The 21233-nt window shown below is 70.2% G+C and carries 29 protein-coding genes and 3 pseudogenes; all 32 read right to left on the bottom strand.

Annotated elements, in window-relative coordinates; translation table 11 throughout:
- Window positions 1–67 precede the first annotated feature (67 nt).
- Window positions 68–421, bottom strand: a pseudogene (gene rplQ, locus M3Q23_09670) (50S ribosomal protein L17).
- Between the two features lie 10 nt (window positions 422–431).
- Window positions 432–1364, bottom strand: coding sequence for a DNA-directed RNA polymerase subunit alpha (locus M3Q23_09665; GenBank protein ID MDP9342339.1), 933 nt, complete (start codon window positions 1362–1364; stop codon window positions 432–434).
- Window positions 1365–1457: 93 nt separating this feature from the next.
- Window positions 1458–1850 carry a 30S ribosomal protein S11 gene (gene rpsK, locus M3Q23_09660; protein MDP9342338.1) on the bottom strand — a complete coding sequence of 131 codons (393 nt, stop codon included), beginning with the start codon at window positions 1848–1850 and terminating at the stop codon, window positions 1458–1460.
- Between the two features lie 8 nt (window positions 1851–1858).
- Window positions 1859–2236 carry a 30S ribosomal protein S13 gene (rpsM, locus tag M3Q23_09655; GenBank protein ID MDP9342337.1) on the bottom strand — a complete coding sequence of 126 codons (378 nt, stop codon included), beginning with the start codon at window positions 2234–2236 and terminating at the stop codon, window positions 1859–1861.
- A 38-nt stretch (window positions 2237–2274) separates the two neighbouring features.
- A complete protein-coding gene (gene rpmJ, locus M3Q23_09650) occupies window positions 2275–2391 on the bottom strand; it encodes a 50S ribosomal protein L36 (GenBank protein ID MDP9342336.1) in 117 nt (38 codons plus the stop codon).
- A 31-nt stretch (window positions 2392–2422) separates the two neighbouring features.
- Entirely contained in the window at window positions 2423–2641 is a 219-nt protein-coding gene (gene infA / locus M3Q23_09645) for a translation initiation factor IF-1 (GenBank protein ID MDP9342335.1), read from the bottom strand.
- Between the two features lie 378 nt (window positions 2642–3019).
- Window positions 3020–7426 carry a glutamate synthase large subunit gene (gene gltB, locus M3Q23_09640; GenBank protein ID MDP9342334.1) on the bottom strand — a complete coding sequence of 1469 codons (4407 nt, stop codon included), beginning with the start codon at window positions 7424–7426 and terminating at the stop codon, window positions 3020–3022.
- 251 nt (window positions 7427–7677) lie between these two features.
- The gene (map, locus tag M3Q23_09635) at window positions 7678–8427 is read right to left on the bottom strand and encodes a type I methionyl aminopeptidase (GenBank protein ID MDP9342333.1); all 750 of its coding nucleotides are present in this window, start codon (window positions 8425–8427) and stop codon (window positions 7678–7680) included.
- Window positions 8428–8446: 19 nt separating this feature from the next.
- Complete coding sequence (locus M3Q23_09630; GenBank protein MDP9342332.1) at window positions 8447–9106, bottom strand: adenylate kinase; 660 nt, start codon at window positions 9104–9106, stop codon at window positions 8447–8449.
- A gap of 39 nt (window positions 9107–9145) precedes the next feature.
- Entirely contained in the window at window positions 9146–10441 is a 1296-nt protein-coding gene (secY, locus tag M3Q23_09625; protein ID MDP9342331.1) for a preprotein translocase subunit SecY, read from the bottom strand.
- A gap of 45 nt (window positions 10442–10486) precedes the next feature.
- Window positions 10487–10924 (bottom strand): 50S ribosomal protein L15, encoded by a 438-nt coding sequence (rplO, locus tag M3Q23_09620; protein MDP9342330.1) that lies wholly within the window; start codon window positions 10922–10924, stop codon window positions 10487–10489.
- Window positions 10925–11104 carry a 50S ribosomal protein L30 gene (gene rpmD / locus M3Q23_09615; GenBank protein ID MDP9342329.1) on the bottom strand — a complete coding sequence of 60 codons (180 nt, stop codon included), beginning with the start codon at window positions 11102–11104 and terminating at the stop codon, window positions 10925–10927.
- A gap of 28 nt (window positions 11105–11132) precedes the next feature.
- Window positions 11133–11738 carry a 30S ribosomal protein S5 gene (gene rpsE, locus M3Q23_09610; GenBank protein MDP9342328.1) on the bottom strand — a complete coding sequence of 202 codons (606 nt, stop codon included), beginning with the start codon at window positions 11736–11738 and terminating at the stop codon, window positions 11133–11135.
- Complete coding sequence (gene rplR / locus M3Q23_09605; protein ID MDP9342327.1) at window positions 11735–12091, bottom strand: 50S ribosomal protein L18; 357 nt, start codon at window positions 12089–12091, stop codon at window positions 11735–11737. Before rplR ends, rpsE begins: the two co-directional genes overlap by 4 nt.
- A complete protein-coding gene (gene rplF, locus M3Q23_09600) occupies window positions 12091–12636 on the bottom strand; it encodes a 50S ribosomal protein L6 (protein MDP9342326.1) in 546 nt (181 codons plus the stop codon). Before rplF ends, rplR begins: the two co-directional genes overlap by 1 nt.
- A 7-nt stretch (window positions 12637–12643) precedes the next feature.
- Window positions 12644–13015: a 30S ribosomal protein S8 gene (gene rpsH / locus M3Q23_09595; GenBank protein MDP9342325.1), complete on the bottom strand. Its 372-nt coding sequence runs from the start codon at window positions 13013–13015 to the stop codon at window positions 12644–12646.
- Window positions 13016–13050: 35 nt separating this feature from the next.
- On the bottom strand, window positions 13051–13236 hold the full coding sequence (locus tag M3Q23_09590) for a type Z 30S ribosomal protein S14 (protein MDP9342324.1): 186 nt from the start codon (window positions 13234–13236) through the stop codon (window positions 13051–13053).
- An 18-nt stretch (window positions 13237–13254) separates the two neighbouring features.
- A complete protein-coding gene (gene rplE, locus M3Q23_09585; GenBank protein ID MDP9342323.1) occupies window positions 13255–13863 on the bottom strand; it encodes a 50S ribosomal protein L5 in 609 nt (202 codons plus the stop codon).
- Entirely contained in the window at window positions 13864–14178 is a 315-nt protein-coding gene (gene rplX / locus M3Q23_09580; GenBank protein ID MDP9342322.1) for a 50S ribosomal protein L24, read from the bottom strand.
- A gap of 23 nt (window positions 14179–14201) precedes the next feature.
- Window positions 14202–14570, bottom strand: coding sequence for a 50S ribosomal protein L14 (gene rplN, locus M3Q23_09575; protein MDP9342321.1), 369 nt, complete (start codon window positions 14568–14570; stop codon window positions 14202–14204).
- Between the two features lie 6 nt (window positions 14571–14576).
- Window positions 14577–14840, bottom strand: a complete 264-nt coding sequence (gene rpsQ / locus M3Q23_09570) for a 30S ribosomal protein S17 (protein ID MDP9342320.1) — start codon at window positions 14838–14840, stop codon at window positions 14577–14579.
- Window positions 14841–15088: 248 nt separating this feature from the next.
- A pseudogene (rpmC, locus tag M3Q23_09565) lies at window positions 15089–15277 on the bottom strand (50S ribosomal protein L29).
- Window position 15278: 1 nt separating this feature from the next.
- The gene (rplP, locus tag M3Q23_09560) at window positions 15279–15698 is read right to left on the bottom strand and encodes a 50S ribosomal protein L16 (GenBank protein ID MDP9342319.1); all 420 of its coding nucleotides are present in this window, start codon (window positions 15696–15698) and stop codon (window positions 15279–15281) included.
- A gap of 275 nt (window positions 15699–15973) precedes the next feature.
- Window positions 15974–16693, bottom strand: a pseudogene (gene rpsC / locus M3Q23_09555) (30S ribosomal protein S3).
- Window positions 16677–17036: a 50S ribosomal protein L22 gene (gene rplV, locus M3Q23_09550; GenBank protein ID MDP9342318.1), complete on the bottom strand. Its 360-nt coding sequence runs from the start codon at window positions 17034–17036 to the stop codon at window positions 16677–16679. The pseudogene rpsC and the gene rplV overlap by 17 nt, the downstream one beginning before the upstream one ends.
- A gap of 10 nt (window positions 17037–17046) precedes the next feature.
- The gene (gene rpsS / locus M3Q23_09545) at window positions 17047–17331 is read right to left on the bottom strand and encodes a 30S ribosomal protein S19 (protein ID MDP9342317.1); all 285 of its coding nucleotides are present in this window, start codon (window positions 17329–17331) and stop codon (window positions 17047–17049) included.
- Window positions 17332–17345: 14 nt separating this feature from the next.
- Complete coding sequence (rplB, locus tag M3Q23_09540; GenBank protein MDP9342316.1) at window positions 17346–18176, bottom strand: 50S ribosomal protein L2; 831 nt, start codon at window positions 18174–18176, stop codon at window positions 17346–17348.
- A 6-nt stretch (window positions 18177–18182) separates the two neighbouring features.
- Complete coding sequence (rplW, locus tag M3Q23_09535; GenBank protein ID MDP9342315.1) at window positions 18183–18470, bottom strand: 50S ribosomal protein L23; 288 nt, start codon at window positions 18468–18470, stop codon at window positions 18183–18185.
- Complete coding sequence (rplD, locus tag M3Q23_09530; GenBank protein MDP9342314.1) at window positions 18467–19213, bottom strand: 50S ribosomal protein L4; 747 nt, start codon at window positions 19211–19213, stop codon at window positions 18467–18469. The genes rplW and rplD overlap by 4 nt, the downstream gene beginning before the upstream one ends.
- Before the next feature lies 1 nt (window position 19214).
- Entirely contained in the window at window positions 19215–19835 is a 621-nt protein-coding gene (rplC, locus tag M3Q23_09525; GenBank protein ID MDP9342313.1) for a 50S ribosomal protein L3, read from the bottom strand.
- A 48-nt stretch (window positions 19836–19883) separates the two neighbouring features.
- Entirely contained in the window at window positions 19884–20192 is a 309-nt protein-coding gene (gene rpsJ, locus M3Q23_09520) for a 30S ribosomal protein S10 (GenBank protein MDP9342312.1), read from the bottom strand.
- 19 nt (window positions 20193–20211) lie between these two features.
- The coding region (tuf, locus tag M3Q23_09515) for an elongation factor Tu (GenBank protein ID MDP9342311.1) at window positions 20212–21233 on the bottom strand (1022 nt) is incomplete at its 5' end.

Genomic DNA, 21233 nt, shown 5'->3' with positions numbered 1-21233 from the left:
GGCGAGCGAGACCGAGCGCAGCCGGAGCAAGTTCGCGAGCGAAGCGAGCTTGGGCTCTTTACTCCTCGGCCGCGAGCAGCTCGATGCGGGCCATGGGAGCGCCGTCGCCCTGACGCTGCCCCAGCTTGAGGATCCGCGTGTAGCCGCCGTTGCGCTCCGCGAACCGCGGCCCGATCTCGGCGAACAGCTTGTGCACGACGTCGCGGTCCGGGACCACCTTCAGCACCTCGCGGCGGGCCGCCACGTCGCCCCGCTTGGCGAACGTGATCAGCTTCTCGGCGAACGGCCGCAGGGCCTTCGCCTTGGCCTCGGTGGTGGTGATGGCCTCATGCGTGAACAGCGAGGCGGCCTGGCCGGACAGCAGCAGGCGCTGGTGGGCCGGACCGGACCCGAGCCTGGGGCCCCTCTTCGGCTTCGGCATCAGCGCTCCCTTACTCCTCCCGGAGCCCGAGCCCCATGTCGGCCAGCTTCTGCTTGACCTCTTCGATCGACTTCTGGCCGAAGTTGCGGATGTCCATGAGCTCCTGCTCGCTCCGCTGCACGAGGTCGCCGACGGTGTTGATGCCCTCGCGCTTCAGGCAATTGTAGGAACGCACCGACAGGTTCAGCTCCTCGATGGTGATGGCCATCTCGCCCGACAGCGCGGACTCGTCCGCGGCCGGCCCGATGGCCAGGCCCTGGCTCTCCGCCAGCTCGGAGAACAGGTTGACCAGCTCGAGCAGCGTGCTGCCGGCCGAGGCAAGCGCCTCGCGGGGCGTCATCGAGCCGTCGGTCTCCACGTCCAGGATCAGCCGGTCGCGGTCGGTCATCTGCTCGACCCGGGTGTTCTCGACGGAGTACGACACCCGCCGCACGGGAGAGAAGATCGAGTCGACCGGGATCACGCCGATGGGGTCGCGCGGCTTCTTGTTCTTCTCGGCCGGGCGGTAGCCGACGCCGCGCTCGATCACCATCTCCATCTCGAGCGTGCCGCCTTTGGACAGCGTGGCGACGTGCAGGTCGGGGTTGAGGAGCTCCACGCCCGCGGGCGGGGTGACGTCGCCGGCCGTGACCTCACCAGGCCCCTTGGCCTTGAGGTACACGGTGGCCGGCTCGTCGACCTCCGAGCGGAGCACGAGTCCCTTCAGGTTGAGGATGATGTCGGTGACGTCCTCGGTCACCTTGGGGATGGTCGCGAACTCGTGGAGCACGCCCTCGATGCGGACCGACGAGATGGCGGCTCCGGGGATGGACGACAGCAGGGTCCGCCGCAGGGCGTTCCCGAGGGTGTAGCCGAACCCCGGCTCGAGCGGCTCGATCGAGAACTTCGAGCGCACGTCGGAGACGGGGTTCTCCTGGATCTGGGGTCTGGTGACGATGAGCAACTGCCTCTACCTCCTCGGCGGGGGATCATCCGTTTCTGCCCCGCCACTCACCGTCCCCGCGCGCGAATGGCGGGGACGAAACCTTCGATTGAACTAGACGCGCCGGCGCTTCCTGGGCCGGCAGCCGTTGTGGGGGACGGGGGTGACGTCCTGGATCCCCAGGATCTCCAGGCCCGTGGCCGCGAGCGACCGGATGGCGGTCTCCCTGCCGGACCCGGGGCCCTTGACGAAGACGTCGACCCGCTGGAGCCCGTGCTCCTGGGCCCGCCGCGCCGCCGCCTCGGCCGCCAGCTGCGCGGCGAAGGGCGTCGACTTGCGGGACCCCTTGAACCCCACGTTGCCGGCACTGGCCCACGACAGGGTGTTCCCCGACAGGTCCGTGATGGTGACGATGGTGTTGTTGAAGGTCGACTTGATGTGGGCCTGGCCGTGCGAGATGTTCTTCTTCTCGCGCTTCCGGGCCTTCTTCGCCTTGGGCTTCGCCATGGTGCGGCCTACTTCCCCTTCTTGCGCTTCACGCCGACGGTCTTCTTGGGACCCTTGCGAGTGCGGGCGTTGGTGTGCGTACGCTGGCCCCGCACCGGCAGGCTCCGGCGGTGCCGGAGACCCTGGTAGCACCCGATCTCGATCTTGCGCTTGATGTCCTGAGCCACGTCCCGGCGGAGGTCACCCTCGACCTTGAAGTTGCGGTCGATGTACTCACGGATCCGGACGACCTCCTCCTCGGACAGGTCCCGGACCTTCGTCCCACCCTCGATGCCGGCGCCGCCCACGATGACCCCGGCCCGCTGGGGACCGATGCCGTAGATGTAGCGCAGCGCGACGTCCACCCGCTTGTCACGGGGGAGGTCCACACCTGCGATCCGTGCCACGCTACCGCCTCCTCTTCGTTCCGGCCTCCGAGCCCATCCTAGCCCTGGCGCTGCTTGTGTCGGGGGTTGTTGGAGCAGATGACCAGCACGCGGCCGTGACGCCGGACGATCTTGCACCGGTCGCAGATCCTCTTCACCGACGGCCGAACCTTCATCGCTTCCTCCAGCCTCTGCCCGGGCCCCGGCCTACCGGTACCGGTAGACGATCCGGCCCCTCGACAGGTCGTAGGGCGAGAGCTCCACCAAGACCCGGTCCCCCGGGAGGATCCGGATGTAATGCATCCGCATCTTCCCCGAGATGTGGGCCAGAACCTTGTGTCCGTTGTCCAGTTCTACGCGGAACATGGCGTTCGGGAGCGGCTCGACCACCGAGCCCTCCACTTCGATCGCGTCTTTCTTCGCCACGCTCCTCCGTCAGCCTCCGTGCCTACAGATTGCCCTGGGCTGGTCCCGGCCTCCGGTCGGGACACGCCCCACTGTCCCAGATCCAAACGACCGGAGACGAGTCGAAACGGCCTCCGGCCGCAGCCGGAAGCCGCAGGAAAAGTATACGAGGATGCCCATTGGACCGTCCACGACGGGTGGCGGCGTGCCCGGGCGGGTCGCGGCGGGAGGCCGCGTGCAGCGGCGGGGAGTGGCGGGTGTCGTTCCCGCCCAAGGGGGTCTCCGACCGGCGCACGTAAGCTCGACGGCGTCCTGGTGATCGACTTCGACGAACGCGGTCTGTGCACGGTGCACCGCGAGTGGTACCTCAGCCGCGAGGTCCCGCCCGGCTGAACCTGGCTACTTCCCGGTGGCGGGCTCGGAGGCCCTCCGGGCGGCTTCCTCCGACTCCGCGTCACCGTCCGACGGCGCTGGGGCGACGGCGGCCTTCGGGGCCACCAGCCAGAAGGCCCGCCGGGCCCGGGTCCAGGAACGGAGGACGGCTGCCGCCATCGGCGAGCCGGTCAGATCGAGGTGGCGCCCCACCAGGGCCCACACCTCCTCGAGCTCGTCCGGTTCCGGAACCGAGACCTCGACCAGCTGGTGGTTGACCCGCTCGGCCAGGGTTCCCTCGGGGTCGTACACGAACGCACGGCCGCCGGACATCCCCGCGCCGAGGTTGCGTCCCACCGGCCCCAGCACCAGGACCGTCCCGCGGGTCATGTACTCGCAGGTGTGGTCCCCGGTCCCCTCCACGACCGCCGTGGCCCCGGAGTTGCGGACCGCGAACCGTTCCCCGGCCCGCCCCCGGCAGAACAGCTCGCCGCCCGTTGCGCCATAAAGCACCGTGTTGCCCACCACCACGGGGTCGCCGGCGTCGTCGTCGGGCGGCACCACCACGATGCGGCCGCCCCCCATGCCCTTGCCCACGTAGTCGTTGGCCTCGCCCACCAGGCGGAACTCGATGCCCGGACCCAGGAACGCGCCGAAGCTCTGTCCGGCCGCTCCCCGGAACGTCACCTCGGCCCGTCCGGGCGGCTCCGCGGCACCGAACTCCCGGGCCAGCTCCCCCGACAGGCGCGCGCCCACGGCCCGATCGGCGTTCCCGATGTCGTAGCAGGGCCGGGCAACGCCGCCAGCTCGGATCGCGGGAAGCGCTTCCTCCGCAAGACGGTCGCCCAGGGACGACCTCGGCCGCTGGACCTCGTGCTGCCGGACGAACCGGCGAGACCCGGCGCCGGCGGGTCCCGCCAGCAGCGACGACACGTCCAGCCGCTCGGCGCCCCGATCGGTCCCCACGCGGGGCTTCAGCAGGTCGGTCCTGCCCACGGCCTCGTCGATGGACCGCAGGCCCAGCGACGCGAGCATCTGCCTGGCCTCCTCCGCCACGAACAGCAGGTACGCGGCGACCTTCCCCGGCGACCCGGTGAACTTCGCCCGAAGCTCGGGACGCTGGGTGGCGATGCCGGTGGGGCAGGTGTCGCGGTGGCAGGCCCGGACCATGATGCAGCCCTCGGCCAGCAGGGCGGCCGTGCCGAAGGAGAACTCGTCGGCGCCGAGCAGCGCCGCGACGACCACGTCCCGCCCGGTCTTGAACCCGCCGTCCACCCGCAGCACGGCCCGGTCCCGGAGCCCGTTCGCGGCCAGCTCGGCCTGGGTCTCGGCCAGCCCGACCTCCCAGGGCAGCCCGGCGTTCTTGATGGAGGACAGCGGGCTGGCCCCGGTTCCGCCGTCCGAGCCGGCGATGTGGACGATGTCGGCGAGCCCCTTCACCACGCCCACCGCGATCACGCCCACCCCGACCGTGGACACCAGCTTCACGGACACGGCGGCGGCCGGGTTGACCTGCTTGAGGTCGTAGATGAGCTGCGCCAGGTCCTCGATCGAGTAGATGTCGTGGTGGGGCGGGGGCGAGATCAGCGTGACGCCGGGCGTGGTGTGGCGCAGGCGGGCGATCTCGGCCGTGACCTTGTGCCCCGGGAGCTGGCCGCCCTCGCCCGGCTTGGACCCCTGGGCCATCTTGATCTGGAGCTCGTCGGCGAACACACAGTACTCGGGAGTGACTCCGAACCGGGCGCTGGCCACCTGCTTGATGAGGGTGTTCCGCTCGTCGCGGTACCTGGCGGGGTCCTCGCCGCCCTCGCCGGTGTTCGACTTCGCGCCGATCATCCGAAGGGCCACGGCCAGGGTCTCGTGCGCCTCCGGCGACAGCGCGCCCAGCGACATGGCGCCGGTGGAGAAGCGCCTGGCGATCTCCCCGGCCGGCTCCACCTCTTCCAGCGGAACCGGGGGACCCGCCGCGACCGCCTCGAGCAGGTCGCGCGGTTCCGACGAGGGCCGCTCGTTCACCAGCGCCGCGAACCGGAGGTACCCGTCGAACCCCGTCGCGGCGCCGTCCCCGACGCCCAGGGCCTCGTGCAGGGCTCCCACGACGTCGGGGTTGGTCTGGTGGTACTCGCCGCCCGCCCGGTGCTTGACGAACCCGGGATTGGTGAGGGCGGCCCGGGGCCCGTACGCCTCCCGGTGGCGGCGAAGGGCGTCCGCTCCGAGGTCCCCGAACCCACGGCCGCCGAGCGGCGAGGGCGTCCCGGCCAGGCACAGGTCGACCACCTTGGAGCCCAGGCCCACGCCCTCGAAGATCTGGGCGGCCCGGTACGCGTCCAGCGTGGAGATGCCCATCTTCGACATCACCTTCAGCACGCCTTCCTCGACGGCCCGGCGGAACCGGTCCTGGGCCTCCTCCGGGCTCGGCGAGTCGCCGCCCATCCGCTCGTCCAGGCACAGCGCGGCGATGGTCTCGAGGGCGGTGCGCGGGACGACGGCCTCGGCCCCGTACCCGAGCAGCGCCGCGAAGTGGTGCACCTCCCGGGGCTCGCCGGAGTCGGCCACGACGGAGGCCCGCGACCGGAGTCCGGTCCGGAGGAGGTGGTGGTGGATGGCGCCCGTGGCCAGCAGGGCCGGGACGGGCACGCGTTGCTCGCCGGTGCAACGGTCGCTCACGACCACCAGACCCACCCGGGAGCGGACGGCCCGCTCGGCGTCCCGGGCCAGGCGCCGGCAGGCGGCCTCCAGCCCGGCGGACCCCTCGTCGCGGCCGAACGTGGCGTCCAGCCGGACGACCCGGAACGGTCCCCGGCACAGCCGCTCCAGACCGTCCGGGTACAGGAAGAAGCTGTCCAGCTCCACCAGCGAGGCGGCATCGGGACGCTCCTCGAGCAGCGGCGCGCGCGGTCCGAGCCGCGTCGACAGCGACATGACGATCCGCTCGTGGAGGTGGTCGATGGGCGGGTTGGTGACCTGGGCAAAGCGCTGCTTCAGGAACCCGAACACGGACCGGGCCCGGTTCGCCAGGGGCGGCTGGGCGGTGTCGTCGCCCATGGAAGACGTGGGCTCGTGGCCGGTCAGGGCCATGGGCCGGAGCACCACGGTCACCTCTTCCTTGGTGTAGCCGAATGCCACCTGGTGCCGCGTGAGGTCCGCCGGCGCCGGGGTCGCCACCACCGGGTGGCCGCGGCCGGCTCGGCGCAGGTACAGCCCGATCCACGTGCCGTAGGCGCGACGCGAGGCGAGGTCCCACTTCACCTCGGTGTCCTCGAGGAGCCCGCCCGCGGGGGGGTCCACCACCAGCATCTGGCCCGGTCCCAGCCTGCTCCGCCGGACCCGGCCCCGCCCGTCCATGTCCACCGCGCCGACCTCGGAGCCGCAGTACACCAGCCCGTCGTCGGCCACCGCGTACCGCAGCGGCCGGAGGCCGTTCCGGTCCAGCCGGGCCCCCACGATCCGCCCGTCGGTGAACGCCAGCGCCGCCGGCCCGTCCCACGGCTCGGTGAGGCACGCGTGGTAGCGGTAGAAGTCCCGCAGGGCTGGGTCGAGGTCCACGAACCCCTCCCACGCCTCCGGGATCAGCATGGCCAGCGCGTGCGGGAGCGACCGGCCGCCGTGCACCAGCAGCTCGACCGCGTTGTCCAGCATCGCCGAGTCCGAGCCCGTCTCGTCCACCGCCGGCCTGATCAGCTCCTCGTCCCCCAGCACGTTCGCCCCCAGGTGGCCTTCCCGGGCCCGCATGAGGTGGACGTTCCCCTGGAGGGTGTTGATCTCGCCGTTGTGGCACAGGAACCGGAAGGGCTGGGCCCGCTGCCACGTGGGCTGCGTGTTCGTGGAGTACCGCTGGTGGAACACGGCGAACCAGGCCTCGAACCGGGGGTCCACGAGGTCGGGGTAAAAGGCCGCGAGCTGGTCGGCGGCGCACAGCGCCTTGTAGGTGACGGTGGCGAACGACAGCGAGGCCACGTACACGGCCAGCCCGAGCTCGCGCCCGTACCCCTCGATCCGCTTGCGGGCCCGGAACGCCCACCGCTCGGCGTCCTTCGCCCCCGGCCGCCTCACCAGGACCTGGGCCACCGACGGGCGGGTCGTTTGGGCCAGGTCCCCCAGGGCGGCGGGCTCCACGGGGACCTCGCGCCAACCGGCCACCTTCAGGCCCTCGTCGAGGAGCCCCCGCTCCACCACCGCCCGGCCCTCGGCCTCCCGGCCCGGCGGAAGGAACACCATGCCCACGCCGTGCCCCTGGAACAGAGCCGGGGCCAGCGGGAGGATGACCCCGGCCCCGTCGCCGCTGCGGGCGTCGGCGGCCACGGCACCCCGGTGGCGGACCCAGCGGAGCGCTTCCAGGCCGATCCGGACGATCTCGTGGGAAGGCCGGCCCACGGCATCCGCCACGAAGCCGATCCCGCAGGCGTCCCGTTCCCGGTCGAACGGCCCGGCCATGCCCGAATCCTCCTGTCTCGTCCGGCTGGGGCCACCGAGGCGGCCGTAAACACCCGGTAAACAAAGGACCTCTCGGTCATCGAGAGGTCCTCCCGCGGACGGCCACCGCCGCCCGCGCCTATACGGCGGCGATCTTCGAAGCGCTCTGCTGGCTCACCGTCCGCGTCCGCATATTGGGTCGCGAGTATAGGGATGGAACCGGACAAGTCAACCGGCCCTGCGAGGCCGCCGGCGGGCCGCTCGAGGGGGCGTCAGCGGGCGGTCAGGACCTCCGGACCGTCGTCGGTGACCGCGATGGTGTGCTCGAAGTGGGCGGACAGCGACCCGTCGGCGGTGACCACCGTCCAGTTGTCCTTCAGCACCCGGGTGGCCCAGTCCCCCATGTTCACCATGGGCTCGACCGCCACCACCAGGCCGGGCTTGATCTCGAGCCCCCGCCCGGGGTGGCCGTAGTTCGGGATCTGGGGGTCCTCGTGGAGGCTCCGGCCGATCCCATGGCCCACGTACTCCCGGACCACGCTGAACCCGGCCCCCTCCACCAACTGCTGCACGGCGCTCCCGATGTCGGACAGCCGCTTGCCCGCCCGGATCTGGGAGATCCCGGCCTCCAGGGACTCCTCGGTCACCCGGACCAGCTTCTCCGCCTCGGCCGAGGGCGGCTCCCCCACGAACACGGTCACCGCCGAGTCGGCGTGGTAGCCGTCCCAGATGGCCCCGAAGTCCAGCGACAGCACGTCGCCCTCCGCGAGCTTGCGGTCCCCCGGGATGCCGTGCACCACCTGCTCGTTGACCGACACGCAGATGGATGCCGGGAAACCCCGGTAGCCCTTGAACGAGGGAACCGCGTCCTCGTCCAGGATGACCTGTTCGGCAACGGCGTCCAGGGCCCGGGTGGCGATCCCGGGGCGGACCGCCGCCAGCACGTGGTCGATGGTCGTGGCCACGATGCGGCCGGCCCGGCGCATCTTCTCGATCTCCTCGGGGGACTTCAGGATGATCACGCTGCGTCTCCGTCGATCCTCACGAGTCGACCGCCAGGTCGGAGATGGCGTCCACCGCCCGCTCGGTCACCTCGTCCTCGGTGCCGTCGGCATCGACCTGGCGAAGCAGGCCCCGTTCCCAGAAGAAGAACTCGAGCGGCTCGGTCTGGCGGTGGTACACCTCGATGCGGTGGCGGACGGTCTCCTCCGAGTCGTCCCTGCGCTGCACCAGCTCCCCGCCGCACACGTCGCACACGTCGTCCCGCTTCGCCGGGTGGTACTCGACGTTGTAGGAACGCTGGCACCGCGTACAGGTGCGGCGGCCGGCCAGGCGCTTCACCGCCACCTCGTCCGAGAGCACGAACTTGAGCACGGCGGACAGCGGGCGGTCCTGCTGCGCCAGGGCCTGCTCCAGCGCGATGGCCTGGCCCAGGGTGCGGGGGAACCCGTCCAGGATGAACCCGTCCTTGGCGTCGGGCTCGTCCACGCGCTCCAGCACCATGCGGACCACCACGTCGTCGGGCACCAGCTCTCCCTTCTCCATGAAGGCCTTGGCCTCCTGGCCGAGCGGCGTGCCGCCCGCGACGTTGTCCCGGAAGATGTCGCCGGTCGCGATGAGGGCCATCCCGAACCGGTCGGCCAGGCGGTGCGCCTGCGTTCCCTTGCCGGCTCCGGGTGGCCCGAACAGCGCGAGACGCATCAGGGACCCTCTGGCGAGGGAAGGACGGGGACCACCGGGCTACCTCAGGAAACCCTCGTAGTGGCGCATGAGCAGCTGGGATTCGAGCTGCTTCATGGTCTCGAGCGCCACTCCGACCGTGATGAGGATCGCCGTTCCTCCGAAGGGAAACTGCTGGATCGAGTACAGGGCCAGGAAGATCGACGGCAGCAACGCCACGCTGGCCAGGAACAGCGACCCCGGCAGCGTGATCCTCACCAGGATGTTGTTGAGGTACTCGGCCGTGGGCCGGCCCGGGCGGATGCCCGGGATGAACCCGCCGTACTTGCGGATGTTGTCCGCGGTATCGACCGGGTTGAACGTGATCGCCGTGTAGAAGTAGGCGAAGAACACCACCAGCAGCCCGTAGACGAACAGGTACAGCGGACTTCGGGCGCTGTTCAGGTTGTTGTTCACGAAGTTCTGGAACCACTGGGCGTGCACCACCGACGCCAGCAGCGACGGGAAGTACAGGACCGAGGACGCGAAGATGATGGGGATGACGCCCGCCTGGTTCACCTTCAGCGGGATGTAGGTGCTCTGCCCGCCCACCATCCGGCGCCCCACCACGCGCTTCGCGTACTGCACGGGGATCCGGCGCTGCCCCTGTTCCATGAACACCACCGCCAGGATGATGAACATGGCCAGCGCCAGGATCACGTAGAACTTGACCGCCCCGGTCTGCGAGTAGATCGCGGCGCCCTGGGTGGGCAGCCTCGAGATCACGCTGGTGAAGATCAGGATCGACATGCCGTTGCCGATCCCGCGCTGGGTGATGAGCTCACCCATCCACATGATCATGGCCGTCCCCGCGGCCAGCGTGAGCACGATCAGGCCGATGTGGGGAGCGTCGAACTTGTCCGGCGGGATGATGTTGGCGGGCAGCCCCGCCGCCACGCTGAACTGGTTGTTGAACAGGAACACCAGGCCGGTGGACTGGAGGATGGCCAGGGTCACCGTCATGTAGCGGGTCCACTGGGTGATCTTCTTGATCCCCACCTCGCCCTGCTTCTGCCACTGCTCGAGCTTGGGGATGACCACGGTCAGGAGCTGCATGATGATCGAGCTGGTGATGTAGGGCATGATCCCCAGCGCGAACACGGCGAAGCGGGTCAGCGCGCCGCCCGAGAACAGGTCGATGAACGACAGGAACCCGGTCTGGTTGGACCCGGAGACGTCCTCCTTCAGGGCCTTGACGTCGATGACCGGGACCGGGAGGTGCGAGCCGAACCGGAACACGGCGATGATGAACAGGGTGAAGAGGATCTTCTTGCGAAGATCGGGGATCTTGAAAGCGTTGACGAAGGCTTTTAGCACCGCCGCTCCCCCCGCATCTTACCCGTCACCCTGCCGAACCGCGCCCTAGCCGACGAGCTCGACCCGGCCACCGGCCTGCTCGATCTTGGCCCTCGCCGCGGGCGAGAACGCGTGCGCCCGGACCACCAGCGCGCGATCGATGTCTCCCCGGGCCAGCACCTTGACGGGGAGGCCCTTGCGCACCAGGCCGTGGTCCAGCATGTCCTGGGGTCCCACCTCGCCGGACTCGAACACCTGCCCCAGCCGCTCCACGTTGACCACCGCGAACTCCTGCCGGTTGGGGTTCGTGAAGCCCTTGAGCTTGGGGACCCGGCGGGCCAGGGGCATCTGCCCGCCCTCGAACCCCAGCTTGGGCTGGTGCCGGGCGTTGTAGCCCTTGGTCCCGCGCCCGGCGGTCTTGCCCTGCCCGGCGGCCTTGCCCCGGCCGACGCGCCTTCGGTCCCGCTTGGCCCCGGGGGCCGGCTTCAGGTGATGCAGCTTCATCTACTCGACCTCTTCCACGTCGACGAGGTGTCGGACCTTCGCGATCATTCCCCGGATCTCGGGGCGATCGTCCTTCAGCACCGAATCGCCGATCCGGTGCAGACCGAGCGCACGCACAGTGGCCTTCTGGTCGCGAGGCCGGTCGATCACGCTGCGGCGCTGGGTGACCTTGAGCTTCAGCGGGGGGGGCGGCTTCCTGGCCGTCTGCCTAGGCACCGGCGCCCTCCGTGGGCTCGAACACCTGCTCCTCCGCCCGGCGGGCCTGCCGCTTGGCCTCGGCGGCGGCCACAGCTTCCAGCATGGGACGGGGCGCGACGTCCTCGACGGAGCGGCCCCGGAGCCGGGCCACCTCCTCCGGGCGGCGCAGGCTCTTCAGTCCCGACACGGCGGCGTGCACGATGTTGATGGGGTTCCCCGAACCCATGGACTTCGACAGGATGTCGGTGATCCCCGCGCACTCCACGACCGCCCGCACGGCGCCTCCGGCGATGACGCCGGTGCCCGGCGCGGCCGGCTTCAGCAGCACCACGCCGGCGCCGTCCTCCCCGATCACCTGGTGGGGGATGGTCGAGCCCATGAGCGGCACGTCGAACATCCGCCGCCGGGCCTCCTCGGCTCCCTTGGCGATGGCGGCGGGGACCTCCTTGGCCTTGCCGTAGCCGACGCCGACCCGGCCGGCGCCGTCGCCCACCACCACCAGGGCGGCGAAGGAGAACCGGCGACCACCCTTCACCACCTTGGCCACCCGGTTGATGGAGACGACGCGCTCCTCGAGCCCGCCCTTCTCCTGTCCTCCTGCGTCGTAGCGCCTCAAATCGTCAAGCCTCCCTCTCGTGCACCCTCCGCCACCGCGGCCACCCGGCCCTGGTACAGCCGTCCGCCCCGGTCGAACACGGCCCGCTCGACGCCGGCCTCCTTCGCCTTGCGGGCGAGGGCCTGGCCCACCGCCTTCGCCTTCGTCGTCTTGTTGCCTTCCGCAGCAACCCCGGATTCCATGTCGGACGCCGCCGCCACCGTCCGGGCCGCCACGTCGTCGATGAGCTGCGCGTAGATGTGCCGGTTGGACCGGTACACCGCGAGGCGGGGGCGCTCGCCGGAGCCGGCGACACGCTTGCGCACCCGCTGGTGGCGGCGGACCCGGTGCAGTCGCTTCTCCGTCGCCTCCATCACTTCGCTCCCTTGGCGGCCTTCCCGGCCTTCTTGCGCACGTGCTCGCCCTCGTACCGGATGCCCTTGCCCTTGTACGGCTCGGGCTTGCGGACCTTCCGGATGTTCGCGGCGACCTCGCCGACCAGCTGCTTGTCGTTGCCGCGCACCACGATCCGGGTCGGCGCGGGGACCTCGAACTCGATGCCCTGCGGGTGCGGGAACGGGACGATGTGCGAATACCCCACGGCGAGCTCCAGGTCCTCGCCCTTCAGGGCGGCCCGGTAGCCGACCCCCACGATCTCCAGCCGCTTCTCGTACCCCTTGGTCACGCCGTCGACCATGTTGGCGATGAGGGTGCGGGTGAGTCCGTGCAGGCCGCGGTGGAAGCCGTCGTCCGACGACCGCTCCACGCGGACGATGCCGTCCTCGAGCACGATCCGAACCTCGGGGTGGAACGTCTGCTCGAGGGTCCCGCGGGGCCCCTTCACGGTGACCCGGGAACCGTCGACGGAGACCTCCACGCCGCTCGGGACCTCGATGGGCTGCCTTCCGATCCGACTCATCGCTTCCTCACCACACGTATGCCAGCACTTCGCCGCCCAGGTGGGCTCGCGCCGCCTGGCGATCCGTCATCAATCCCTGCGAGGTGGACAGGATGGCCACCCCCAGACCCCCCATCACCCTCGGCAGCGCGTCGCGCTTCGCGTAGACCCGGTTGCCGGGCTTGGACACCCGCCGGAGCCCGGTGATGGTTCGCTCCCGGGCCCGCCCGAACTTCAGCCGGAGCCGGATGGACTGCTCGACCCCCTCGCCGTCGCGCTCGAACGAGGCGATGTACCCCTCCTGCTCGAGGATCCGGGCCAGGGCCTCGTTCATCTTGGAGGCCGGGACGTGCAGCTCTTCCTTGAAGCTGAGGTTCGCGTTGCGGATCCGGGTCAGCATGTCCGCGATGGGGTCGGAGACGTTCGTGGCCACTCTCACCATGACGACTTGGTCACCCCCGGGATCTCGCCGGCGTGGGCCAGCTCGCGGAAGCAGATCCGGCACAGGTTGAACTTGCGCAGCACGGCACGGGGCCGGCCGCACCGGCCGCACCGCGTGTACTCGCGCACGGCGAACTTCGACTGCGCCCGCTGCTTCTCGATCAACGCCTTCTTGGCCACGTCCCCGAACTCCTCGTCTCAGCCGGCCGCCGCCGTCACCGCGGGGGCCCCCTGCAGCGGGAACCCCAGCGCCAGCAGCAGCGCCCGTCCTTCCTCGTCCGTCTTCGCCGACGTCACGATCGTGATGTCCATGCCCCGGACCTTCGCCACCTTGTCGTAGTCGATCTCCGGGAAGATCAGCTGCTCGGTCACACCGATCGTGTAGTTCCCGCGTCCGTCGAACGCACCCGGGGTCAGGCCACGGAAGTCGCGGATCCGGGGAAGCGCCGTCGACAGCAACCGGTCGAGGAACTCCCACATACGGTACCCGCGAAGCGTGACCTTTGCCCCGATCGACATGCCCTCGCGGAGCTTGAAGCCGGCGATGGACTTGCGCGCCTTGGTCACCAGGGGCTTCTGCCCGGTGATGATGGTGAGGTCCTCCAGGGCGGCGTCCAGCATCCGGGCGTCGCGCACGGCGTCGCCCACGCCCATGTTGACCACGATCTTCTCCAGGCGGGGGACCTCCATCGGGTTCCGGTAGCCCCGGTCGTCCTGGAGCCTGGGGCGGAGGTCCTCCCGGTACCGGGTCAGCAACCGCGGAACGTACTTCTCCTTCGCCTTCTGCTTCTGTTTCTGCTCGGCCATCTACAGATCAGCTCCACATTTCTTGCACACGCGGACCTTCAGGTCCCCCTCGAACCGGTGCCCCACCCTGGTGGGGCGGCCACAGCTGCGGCACACCAGCTGGACGTTGGACAGGTCGATGAACTCCTCCTGGAGGACGATCCCGCCCTTGCGGTTCTTGGGGGTGGGCCTGGTGTGGCGCTTCATGCGGGCCACGCCCTCCACCATGACCTTGCCGTCCCCGGGCAGGACGTTCACCACTCGGCCGGTCTTCCCGCGGTCCTTGCCCGCCACCACCATCACGTTGTCGTCCTTCTTGATCCGTACTCCGGGCATCAGTGCTCCCTCCCCTGCACCACCTACAGCACCTCCGGCGCGAGCGAGATGATCTTCATGAATCGCTTCTCCCTGAGCTCACGGGCCACCGGACCGAAGATCCGGGTGCCTCGCGGGTTGCGCTGCTCGTTGATCAGCACCACCGCGTTGTCGTCGAACCGGATGTAGGACCCGTCCTGGCGGCGGCGCTCCTTGGCGGTGCGCACCACCACGGCCCGGACCACTTCACCCTTCTTCACCGCGCCGCCGGGCAGGGCGTCCTTCACCGAGCCCACGATGACGTCCCCCACGCCCGCGTACCGGCGGCCCGAGCCGCCCAGCACGCGGATGCACAGGACCTCCTTGGCCCCCGTGTTGTCCGCCACCTTGCACCGCGTCTCCTGCTGGATCATCGCCCGCTACTTCGCCCTCTCCAGGACCTCCACGACCCGCCACCGCTTGGTCCGCGACAGCGGCCTGGTCTCCATGATCCGAACGGTGTCGCCCACGTGGGCGTCGTTGGACTCGTCGTGCGCGGCGAGCTTCGAGGCACTCCGGATGGTCTTGCCGTACGCGCGGTGCCGGACCACCTTCGCGATCCGCACCAGCACGGTCTTGTCCATCTTGTCCGAGACCACCACGCCGGTGCGGACCTTGCGCTCTCCACGGGCCCTCTCGCCCATCGCGGCCTCGTCGCCCTGCGCTTCCGTCCCTGGAACTGAAACCCTCTGCTCCTCGCTCACTGCTCGTCCTCCTCGCCGCCGGGCGCGTACTCGGCCCCCGCGGCAGCCTCCTGCTCGATGCGAGCCTCCTGTGCGGCCTCCGCCAGGGAAACGCCCTTCTTCTCGCCCCGGGCCTGCGCGTCGCGCGACTCGGACAGGGCCTGCTCGTCGGCTCGGGCCAGCGCGTACTCGAGCTCCTCCTCGGTGGAGCGTTCCCGCAGGATCGTGAGCATGCGCGCCATGTCGTGGCGGACCTGCTTGATCCGCATGGGGTTGTCCAGCTGCCCCGTGGCGAACTGGAACCGCAGGTTGAACAGCTCCTCTTTCAGCGACTCCACCCGCTCGAACAGGTCATCCTCGGGCAGCTCGCGGAGGTCTCTGGCCTTCGGCTGCGGCACGCTACTCACCGCCTCCCACTCGCGTGATGAACTTCGACTTGATGGGAAGCTTGTGCGCGGCGCGCAGCATGGCCTCGCGCGCCACCGCCTCCGCCACTCCGGACAGCTCGAACATCACGCGGCCCGGCTTCACCACGGCCACCCACGCCTCGGGGTTGCCCTTTCCCGAACCCATCCGGGTCTCGGCGGGCTTCTTGGTCACGGGCTTGTCCGGGAAGATGTTGATCCACACCTTCCCGCCCCGGCGGATGTGCCGCGTGATGGCCACCCGGGCCGCCTCGATCTGGCGGTTGGTGATCCACCCCGGCTCCAGGGCCAGCAGGCCGAAGTCGCCGAAGTGCACCTCCGTGCCACCCTTGGCCTGGCCGCGCATCCGGCCGCGCTGCACCTTGCGGTGCTTGACCTTCTTCGGTGCCAGCATCAGGCTTCCGTTCCCTCCGTGGGCGTCGGGGTCTCCGCGGCGGACCCGGACGCCTCGCCGGTCTCGACCGCGTCCGTGGGCTCAGCGACCTCGGGGGCCGGTGGGGCCTCGGGGGTCGCCGTAGGCTCTGGGGCCTCGGGGGTCGCTGGGGCTTCGGTGGCTTCGGGTGTCTCCGGGCCCTCCGCCGGCTCCGCGGCCGGCGTGGGCTCCTCCTCTACCTCCACGTCCGCGTCCGCGAGCTCCTTCACGTCGGTGATCAGCGCGCCGGTGGACGCGCCGCTCGGGCCTCGCCCGCGCACGGCCATGCCCGCCAGGGCCCTGGCCCGCATGCGCTGGGTCTCCTGCTCCTCGATCGGGATCTCGTCGCCGTGGTAGACCCACACCTTCACGCCGATCTGGCCGAACGTGGTCTTGCCCTCGGCCGTGCCGTAGTCGATCTTGGCCCGCAGAGTGTGCAGCGGGACGCGTCCCTCGCGATACCACTCGCGGCGGGACATCTCGGCGCCGCCCAGGCGGCCGGCGCACTGCACCCGCACGCCCAGCGCCCCGGCCCGCATGGCCGTCTGCACCGCCCGGCGCATGGCTCGGCGGAACGACACCCGGCCGGCCAGCTGCTCGGCCACGCCCTGCGCCAGCAGCGTCGCGTCGGTCTCCGGACGCGTGTCGCTGGCGGCCTGGTTCATGTCCTCGACCTTCACGTCCACGCGCTTGCCGGTGATGCGCTCGAGGTCCTTGCGGATGCGCTCGACCTCGGCGCCCTTGCGGCCGATCACGATGCCAGGGCGGGCCGTGCGGATGAACACCCACACCTGGTCACCCTTGCGCTCGATGTCGATCGAGGAGATGCCGGCCCGGGACAGCCGCCGCCGGATGTGCTGGCGGATGCGGATGTCCTGGTGCAGGGACTGGGAGTAGTCCTTGCCCGCGTACCAGTTCGACTTCCAGGGGTAGATGACCCCGAGCCGGAACCCGTACGGGTTAACCTTGTGTCCCACCTGGCTCCTCTCCGATGCTCCGTACGACCAGCGTGATGTGCGAGGTGCGCTTGCGGATCTGCGCGGCCCGCCCGTAGGCGCGGGGCCGGAACCGCTTCAGCGTCGGCCCCTCGTCAACCCACGCCGACTTCACCACCAGGTTCTCAGGGATGATCCCCGGCGTCTGCTCCGCGTTGGCCACGGCCGAGTTCAGGACCTTGGACACGGTCTGGGAGGCCCCCAGCGGCGAGAACTGGAGGATCCGCCGGGCCTCCACGACGTGCCGGCCCCGGACGAGGTCCACCACCCGCCGCGCCTTGCGGGGAGAGATCCTCACGTATCTGGCCGTTGCCTTCGCTTCCATCACTCGTTTCCTACCTGAGCGCCGTGCTCCGCTCGGTGTGGTGCCCGTGCGTGCGGAACACCCGGGTGGGCGCGAACTCGCCAAGCTTGTGCCCCACCATCGACTCCGAGATGAACACCGGCACGTGCTTGCGGCCGTCGTGGACGGCGATGGTGTGGCCGACCATCTCCGGCACGATGGTCGAACGGCGGGACCACGTGCGGAGGATCCGCTTGTCCCCCCGCCGGTTCATGTCCTCGACCTTGGCCATGAGGTGGTCGTCCACGAACGGACCCTTCTTCACCGATCTCGGCATATCGCCCTACTCCTCTACCCGCGGCCCTTGCCGCGCCTCCGGATGATGAACTTGTCCGAGGGCTTCCCCTTCTTGCGGGTCCGCCCCTCCTTCTTGCCCCACGGGCTGGTGGGGTGCCGGCCGCCCGAGGACTTGCCCTCGCCGCCGCCCAGCGGGTGGTCCACCGGGTTCATGGCCACGCCGCGGACCGACGGCCGCTTCGACAGCCACCGGGCCCGGCCCGCCTTGCCCAGCGAGACCAGCTCGTGCTCGGCGTTCCCGACCTCGCCCACCGTGGCCCGGCAGGTCGCCTCCACCAGCCGCATCTCGCCCGAGGGCAGCCGCAGCGTTGCGAAGCGGCCTTCCTTGGCCACCAGCTGCACCGACGTCCCGGCGGAGCGGGCCATCTTGGCCCCGGCCCCCGGCTTCAGCTCCACCGCGTGGATCACCGTGCCCACCGGGATGTTGCGAAGCGGCAGGGCGTTGCCGGGGCGGATGTCCGCGCCCTCGCCCGACATCAGGCGGTCGCCCACCGCGACGCCGTTCGGCGCGAGGATGTACCGCTTCTCGCCGTCGACGTAGTGCAGCAGGGCGATCCGGGCGCTCCGGTTGGGGTCGTACTCCAGCTGGGCCACCTTGGCGGGGACCCCGTCCTTGTTGCGCCGGAAGTCGATGATACGAAATCGCCGCTTGTTGCCGCCGCCCTGGTGCCGCATGGTGATCCGGCCCTTGTTGTTGCGGCCGGCGCGCTTGCGTCCCTTGGTCACCAGCGACTTCTCGGGGCGGCCCCGGGTGATCTCGTCGAACCCCGAGACGCTCGCTCCGCGTCTTCCCGGTGTGGTCGGCTTGTACTTGCGAATGGCCATGGTCGCCTACTTGGTCTCGAAGATCTCGATGGAGTCGCCCGCGGCCAGGGTGACGACGGCGCGCTTCTGGTCCGACCGCCGGCCGGTCACGTAGCGCTGCCGCTTGACCTTTCCCTTGCGCATCAGCGTGTTGACGGAGAGGACCTGGACGTTCCAGATCTTCTGGATCGCCTCCTTGATCTCCGTCTTGTTGGCCTCCGGATGCACCAGGAAGGTGTACCGGTTCGCCTCGAGCGCGGCATAGGACTTCTCGGAGACCACCGGCCGGATGATCACGTCGCGTGGCGACTTCATTCCTCGTCGCCCTCCTCCGTCTCGTCCGGCTCGCCTTCCTCCGGCTCCTCCACCTGCTCGGGCTCCTCGGGCGTGGTCTGCGGGGCCCGCGCCTTCGCGGGGGCGGTCGCTGCTTCCGACGGCTCCTTGCCCTCCAGCACGTCGATGGCAGCAGCGGTGAACAGCACCCGGTCCGCGGCCAGCAGGTCGTACACCGAGAGCGACCTGGCGTAGGACAGCTTCACGTACGGCAGGTTGCGGAACGACCGCTCCGCCACCTCGTCGCCGGGGGCCGGCAACACCACCAGCACCTTCCCCTGGAGGCCCAGCGCCGAGAGCAGCGCCTGGGCTTCCCGGGTCCTCGGCTCCTCCAGCCCCAGGTCGTCCACCAGGGCCAGCTTCCCGGAGCCCAGCGCGTCCGTGAGCGCGCCGCGCAACGCGCTTCGCTTCATCTTCTTGTTCACGCGCATGGAGTGGTCCCGGGGCTTCGGCCCGTGGGCCACGCCGCCTCCGGTCCAGATCGGCGAGCGGTTGGAGCCGTGCCGGGCCCGGCCCGTGCCCTTCTGGCGCCACGGCTTGCGGCCGCCTCCGGACACCTCGGCCCGTGTCTTCGTGGAGTGCGTGCCGGCGCGCTGCGCGGCCGCCCCCGCCACCACCACCTGGTGCATCAGCGACACGTTCACGGGAGCCTCGAACAGGTCCGCGGGGAGCTCGCGGTCGGAGACCTTCTTCCCGGAGCGGTCGACGACGGGCTGCGTGGCCACGCTAGGCCCCCTTCCCCGCCGAGGCGGGCTGCTTCACGCTGGACTTCACCATGACCAGGCCGCCGGTCGGGCCGGGAACCGCGCCCTTCAGCAGCAGCAGGTTGCGCTCCGGGTCCGCGTGCACGACCTCCAGGTTGAGCACGGTGACGCGCTCGTTCCCCATCTGGCCGGCCATGCGGGTTCCCTTGAACACGCGCGAGGGCGTGGCACACGCGCCGATGGCGCCCGGCGAGCGGTGCTTGCCCTGGGTCCCGTGGCTGGCGGAGAGGCCGGCGAACCCGTGGCGCTTCATGGTGCCGGAGAAGCCCTTGCCCCGGGACACCCCGACCACGTCGGCGTGCTCCCCGGGCGTGAAGATGTCGGCCTTCAGCTCCTGCCCGGGCGTGTAGCTCTCAGCGTCGTCCGTGCGGAGCTCCACCAGCCACCGCCCCGGGTTGTCGCCGTGCTTGGAGAAGTGGCCGGCCAGGGGCTGGCTGAGCTTGGCGGCCTTGACGGCGCCGAACGCCAGCTGCACCGCGGTGTAGCCGTCGCGCTCGACCGTCTTGACCTGCGCGACGAAGCACGGTCCGGCCTTGATCACCGTGACCGGCACCGCGCGGGCGTCGTCGAAGATCTGGGTCATTCCCAGCTTCTCGCCCAGGATTCCCTTGAACTCCGGCACCGTCTTCCCCTACAGCTTGATCTCGATGTCGACCCCGGCCGACAGCTGGAGCCGCTGGAGCTCCTGCACCGTCTTCGCCGTGGCGTCGTGGATGTCGATGAGCCGCTTGTGCGTGAGCATCTGGAAGTGCTCCCGCGAGTCCTTGTACTTGTGGGGCGAGCGGATCACCGTGTAGATCGACCGCTCCGTCGGAAGCGGCACCGGTCCCACCACCCGGGCGCCGGTGCGCTCCACGTGCGACACGATGTCGCGGACGGCCGCGTCCAGGACCTCGTGGTCGTAGGCCCTGAGCTTGATCCGGATCTTCGGCGCGGCCATCGGCTCCTCTCGTCCTCTCCTACTTGATGATCTTGGTGACCCGGCCGGCGCCCACGGTGCGGCCGCCCTCGCGGATGGCGAAGCGGAGGCCCTCCTCCATGGCGATGGGGGCGATGAGCTCGACCGTCATGGTCGTGTTGTCGCCCGGCATGACCATCTCCACGCCCTCCGGCAGGCGGACGGTCCCGGTTACGTCGGTCGTGCGGAAGTAGAACTGGGGGCGGTAGTTCCCGAAGAATGGGGTGTGGCGGCCGCCCTCGTCCTTGGACAGGACGTACACCTGGGCCTCGAACTCGGTGTGCGGGGTGATGGACCCCGGCTTCGCGAGCACCTGGCCCCGCTCCACCTCGTCCTTGTCGACGCCGCGGAGGAGGACGCCGACGTTGTCGCCGGCCCGGATCTCGTCCAGGAGCTTGCGGAACATCTCCAGGTCGGTGGCGATGGTCTTGCGGGTGGGCTTGAGCCCGACGATCTCGACCTCTTCCATCTTCTTGAGCTGGCCGCGCTCCACCCGTCCGGTCACCACGGTGCCCCGCCCGGTGATGGAGAACACGTCCTCCACCGGCATCAGGAAGGGCTTGTCCACGTCGCGGGCGGGCTCCGGGATGTACGAGTCACATGCGGCGAGGAGCTCCTCGATCTTCGAGACGTACTCCGGGTCGCCGTCCAGGGCCTTCAGGGCCGATCCCACGATCACGGGGACGTCGTCGCCGGGGAACTCGTAGGAGGTGAGCAGCTCCCGGACCTCCAGCTCCACCAGGTCGAGGAGCTCGGGGTCGTCCACCATGTCGGCCTTGTTCAGGAACACCACGATGTAGGGGACCCCCACCTGCCTCGCGAGCAGGACGTGCTCGCGGGTCTGGGGCATGGGGCCGTCGGCGGCCGAGACCACCAGGATGGCCCCGTCCATCTGAGCGGCCCCGGTGATCATGTTCTTGATGTAGTCGGCGTGCCCGGGGCAGTCCACGTGGGCGTAGTGGCGGTTCTCGGTCTGGTACTCCACGTGGGCGATGGCGATGGTGATGCCCCGCTCCTTCTCCT

Source organism: Actinomycetota bacterium (genome assembly GCA_030774015.1).
In the GTDB taxonomy this organism is placed as follows: domain Bacteria; phylum Actinomycetota; class UBA4738; order UBA4738; family JACQTL01; genus JALYLZ01.
The sequence above is the reverse complement of the archived record's forward strand: the minus strand, read 5'-3'. Positions and strand labels throughout refer to the sequence as shown.

Excerpts from the sequence above, each read along its gene's own strand:
- rpsK (MDP9342338.1), bottom strand. The coding sequence starts at position 1,850 with ATGGCGAAGCCCAAGGCGAAGAAGGCCCGGAAGCGCGAGAAGAAGAAC.
- rpmJ (MDP9342336.1), bottom strand. The coding sequence starts at position 2,391 with ATGAAGGTTCGGCCGTCGGTGAAGAGGATCTGCGACCGGTGCAAGATC.
- gltB (MDP9342334.1), bottom strand. The coding sequence starts at position 7,426 with ATGGCCGGGCCGTTCGACCGGGAACGGGACGCCTGCGGGATCGGCTTC.
- M3Q23_09630 (MDP9342332.1), bottom strand. The coding sequence starts at position 9,106 with ATGCGTCTCGCGCTGTTCGGGCCACCCGGAGCCGGCAAGGGAACGCAG.
- rplO (MDP9342330.1), bottom strand. The coding sequence starts at position 10,924 with ATGAAGCTGCATCACCTGAAGCCGGCCCCCGGGGCCAAGCGGGACCGA.
- rplR (MDP9342327.1), bottom strand. The coding sequence starts at position 12,091 with ATGGAGGCGACGGAGAAGCGACTGCACCGGGTCCGCCGCCACCAGCGG.
- rplF (MDP9342326.1), bottom strand. The coding sequence starts at position 12,636 with ATGAGTCGGATCGGAAGGCAGCCCATCGAGGTCCCGAGCGGCGTGGAG.
- rpsH (MDP9342325.1), bottom strand. The coding sequence starts at position 13,015 with ATGCTGACCCGGATCCGCAACGCGAACCTCAGCTTCAAGGAAGAGCTG.
- rplE (MDP9342323.1), bottom strand. The coding sequence starts at position 13,863 with ATGGCCGAGCAGAAACAGAAGCAGAAGGCGAAGGAGAAGTACGTTCCG.
- rplX (MDP9342322.1), bottom strand. The coding sequence starts at position 14,178 with ATGCCCGGAGTACGGATCAAGAAGGACGACAACGTGATGGTGGTGGCG.
- rplN (MDP9342321.1), bottom strand. The coding sequence starts at position 14,570 with ATGATCCAGCAGGAGACGCGGTGCAAGGTGGCGGACAACACGGGGGCC.
- rpsQ (MDP9342320.1), bottom strand. The coding sequence starts at position 14,840 with ATGGGCGAGAGGGCCCGTGGAGAGCGCAAGGTCCGCACCGGCGTGGTG.
- rplP (MDP9342319.1), bottom strand. The coding sequence starts at position 15,698 with ATGCTGGCACCGAAGAAGGTCAAGCACCGCAAGGTGCAGCGCGGCCGG.
- rplV (MDP9342318.1), bottom strand. The coding sequence starts at position 17,036 with ATGGAAGCGAAGGCAACGGCCAGATACGTGAGGATCTCTCCCCGCAAG.
- rpsS (MDP9342317.1), bottom strand. The coding sequence starts at position 17,331 with ATGCCGAGATCGGTGAAGAAGGGTCCGTTCGTGGACGACCACCTCATG.
- rplB (MDP9342316.1), bottom strand. The coding sequence starts at position 18,176 with ATGGCCATTCGCAAGTACAAGCCGACCACACCGGGAAGACGCGGAGCG.
- rplW (MDP9342315.1), bottom strand. The coding sequence starts at position 18,470 with ATGAAGTCGCCACGCGACGTGATCATCCGGCCGGTGGTCTCCGAGAAG.
- rplC (MDP9342313.1), bottom strand. The coding sequence starts at position 19,835 with ATGACCCAGATCTTCGACGACGCCCGCGCGGTGCCGGTCACGGTGATC.
- rpsJ (MDP9342312.1), bottom strand. The coding sequence starts at position 20,192 with ATGGCCGCGCCGAAGATCCGGATCAAGCTCAGGGCCTACGACCACGAG.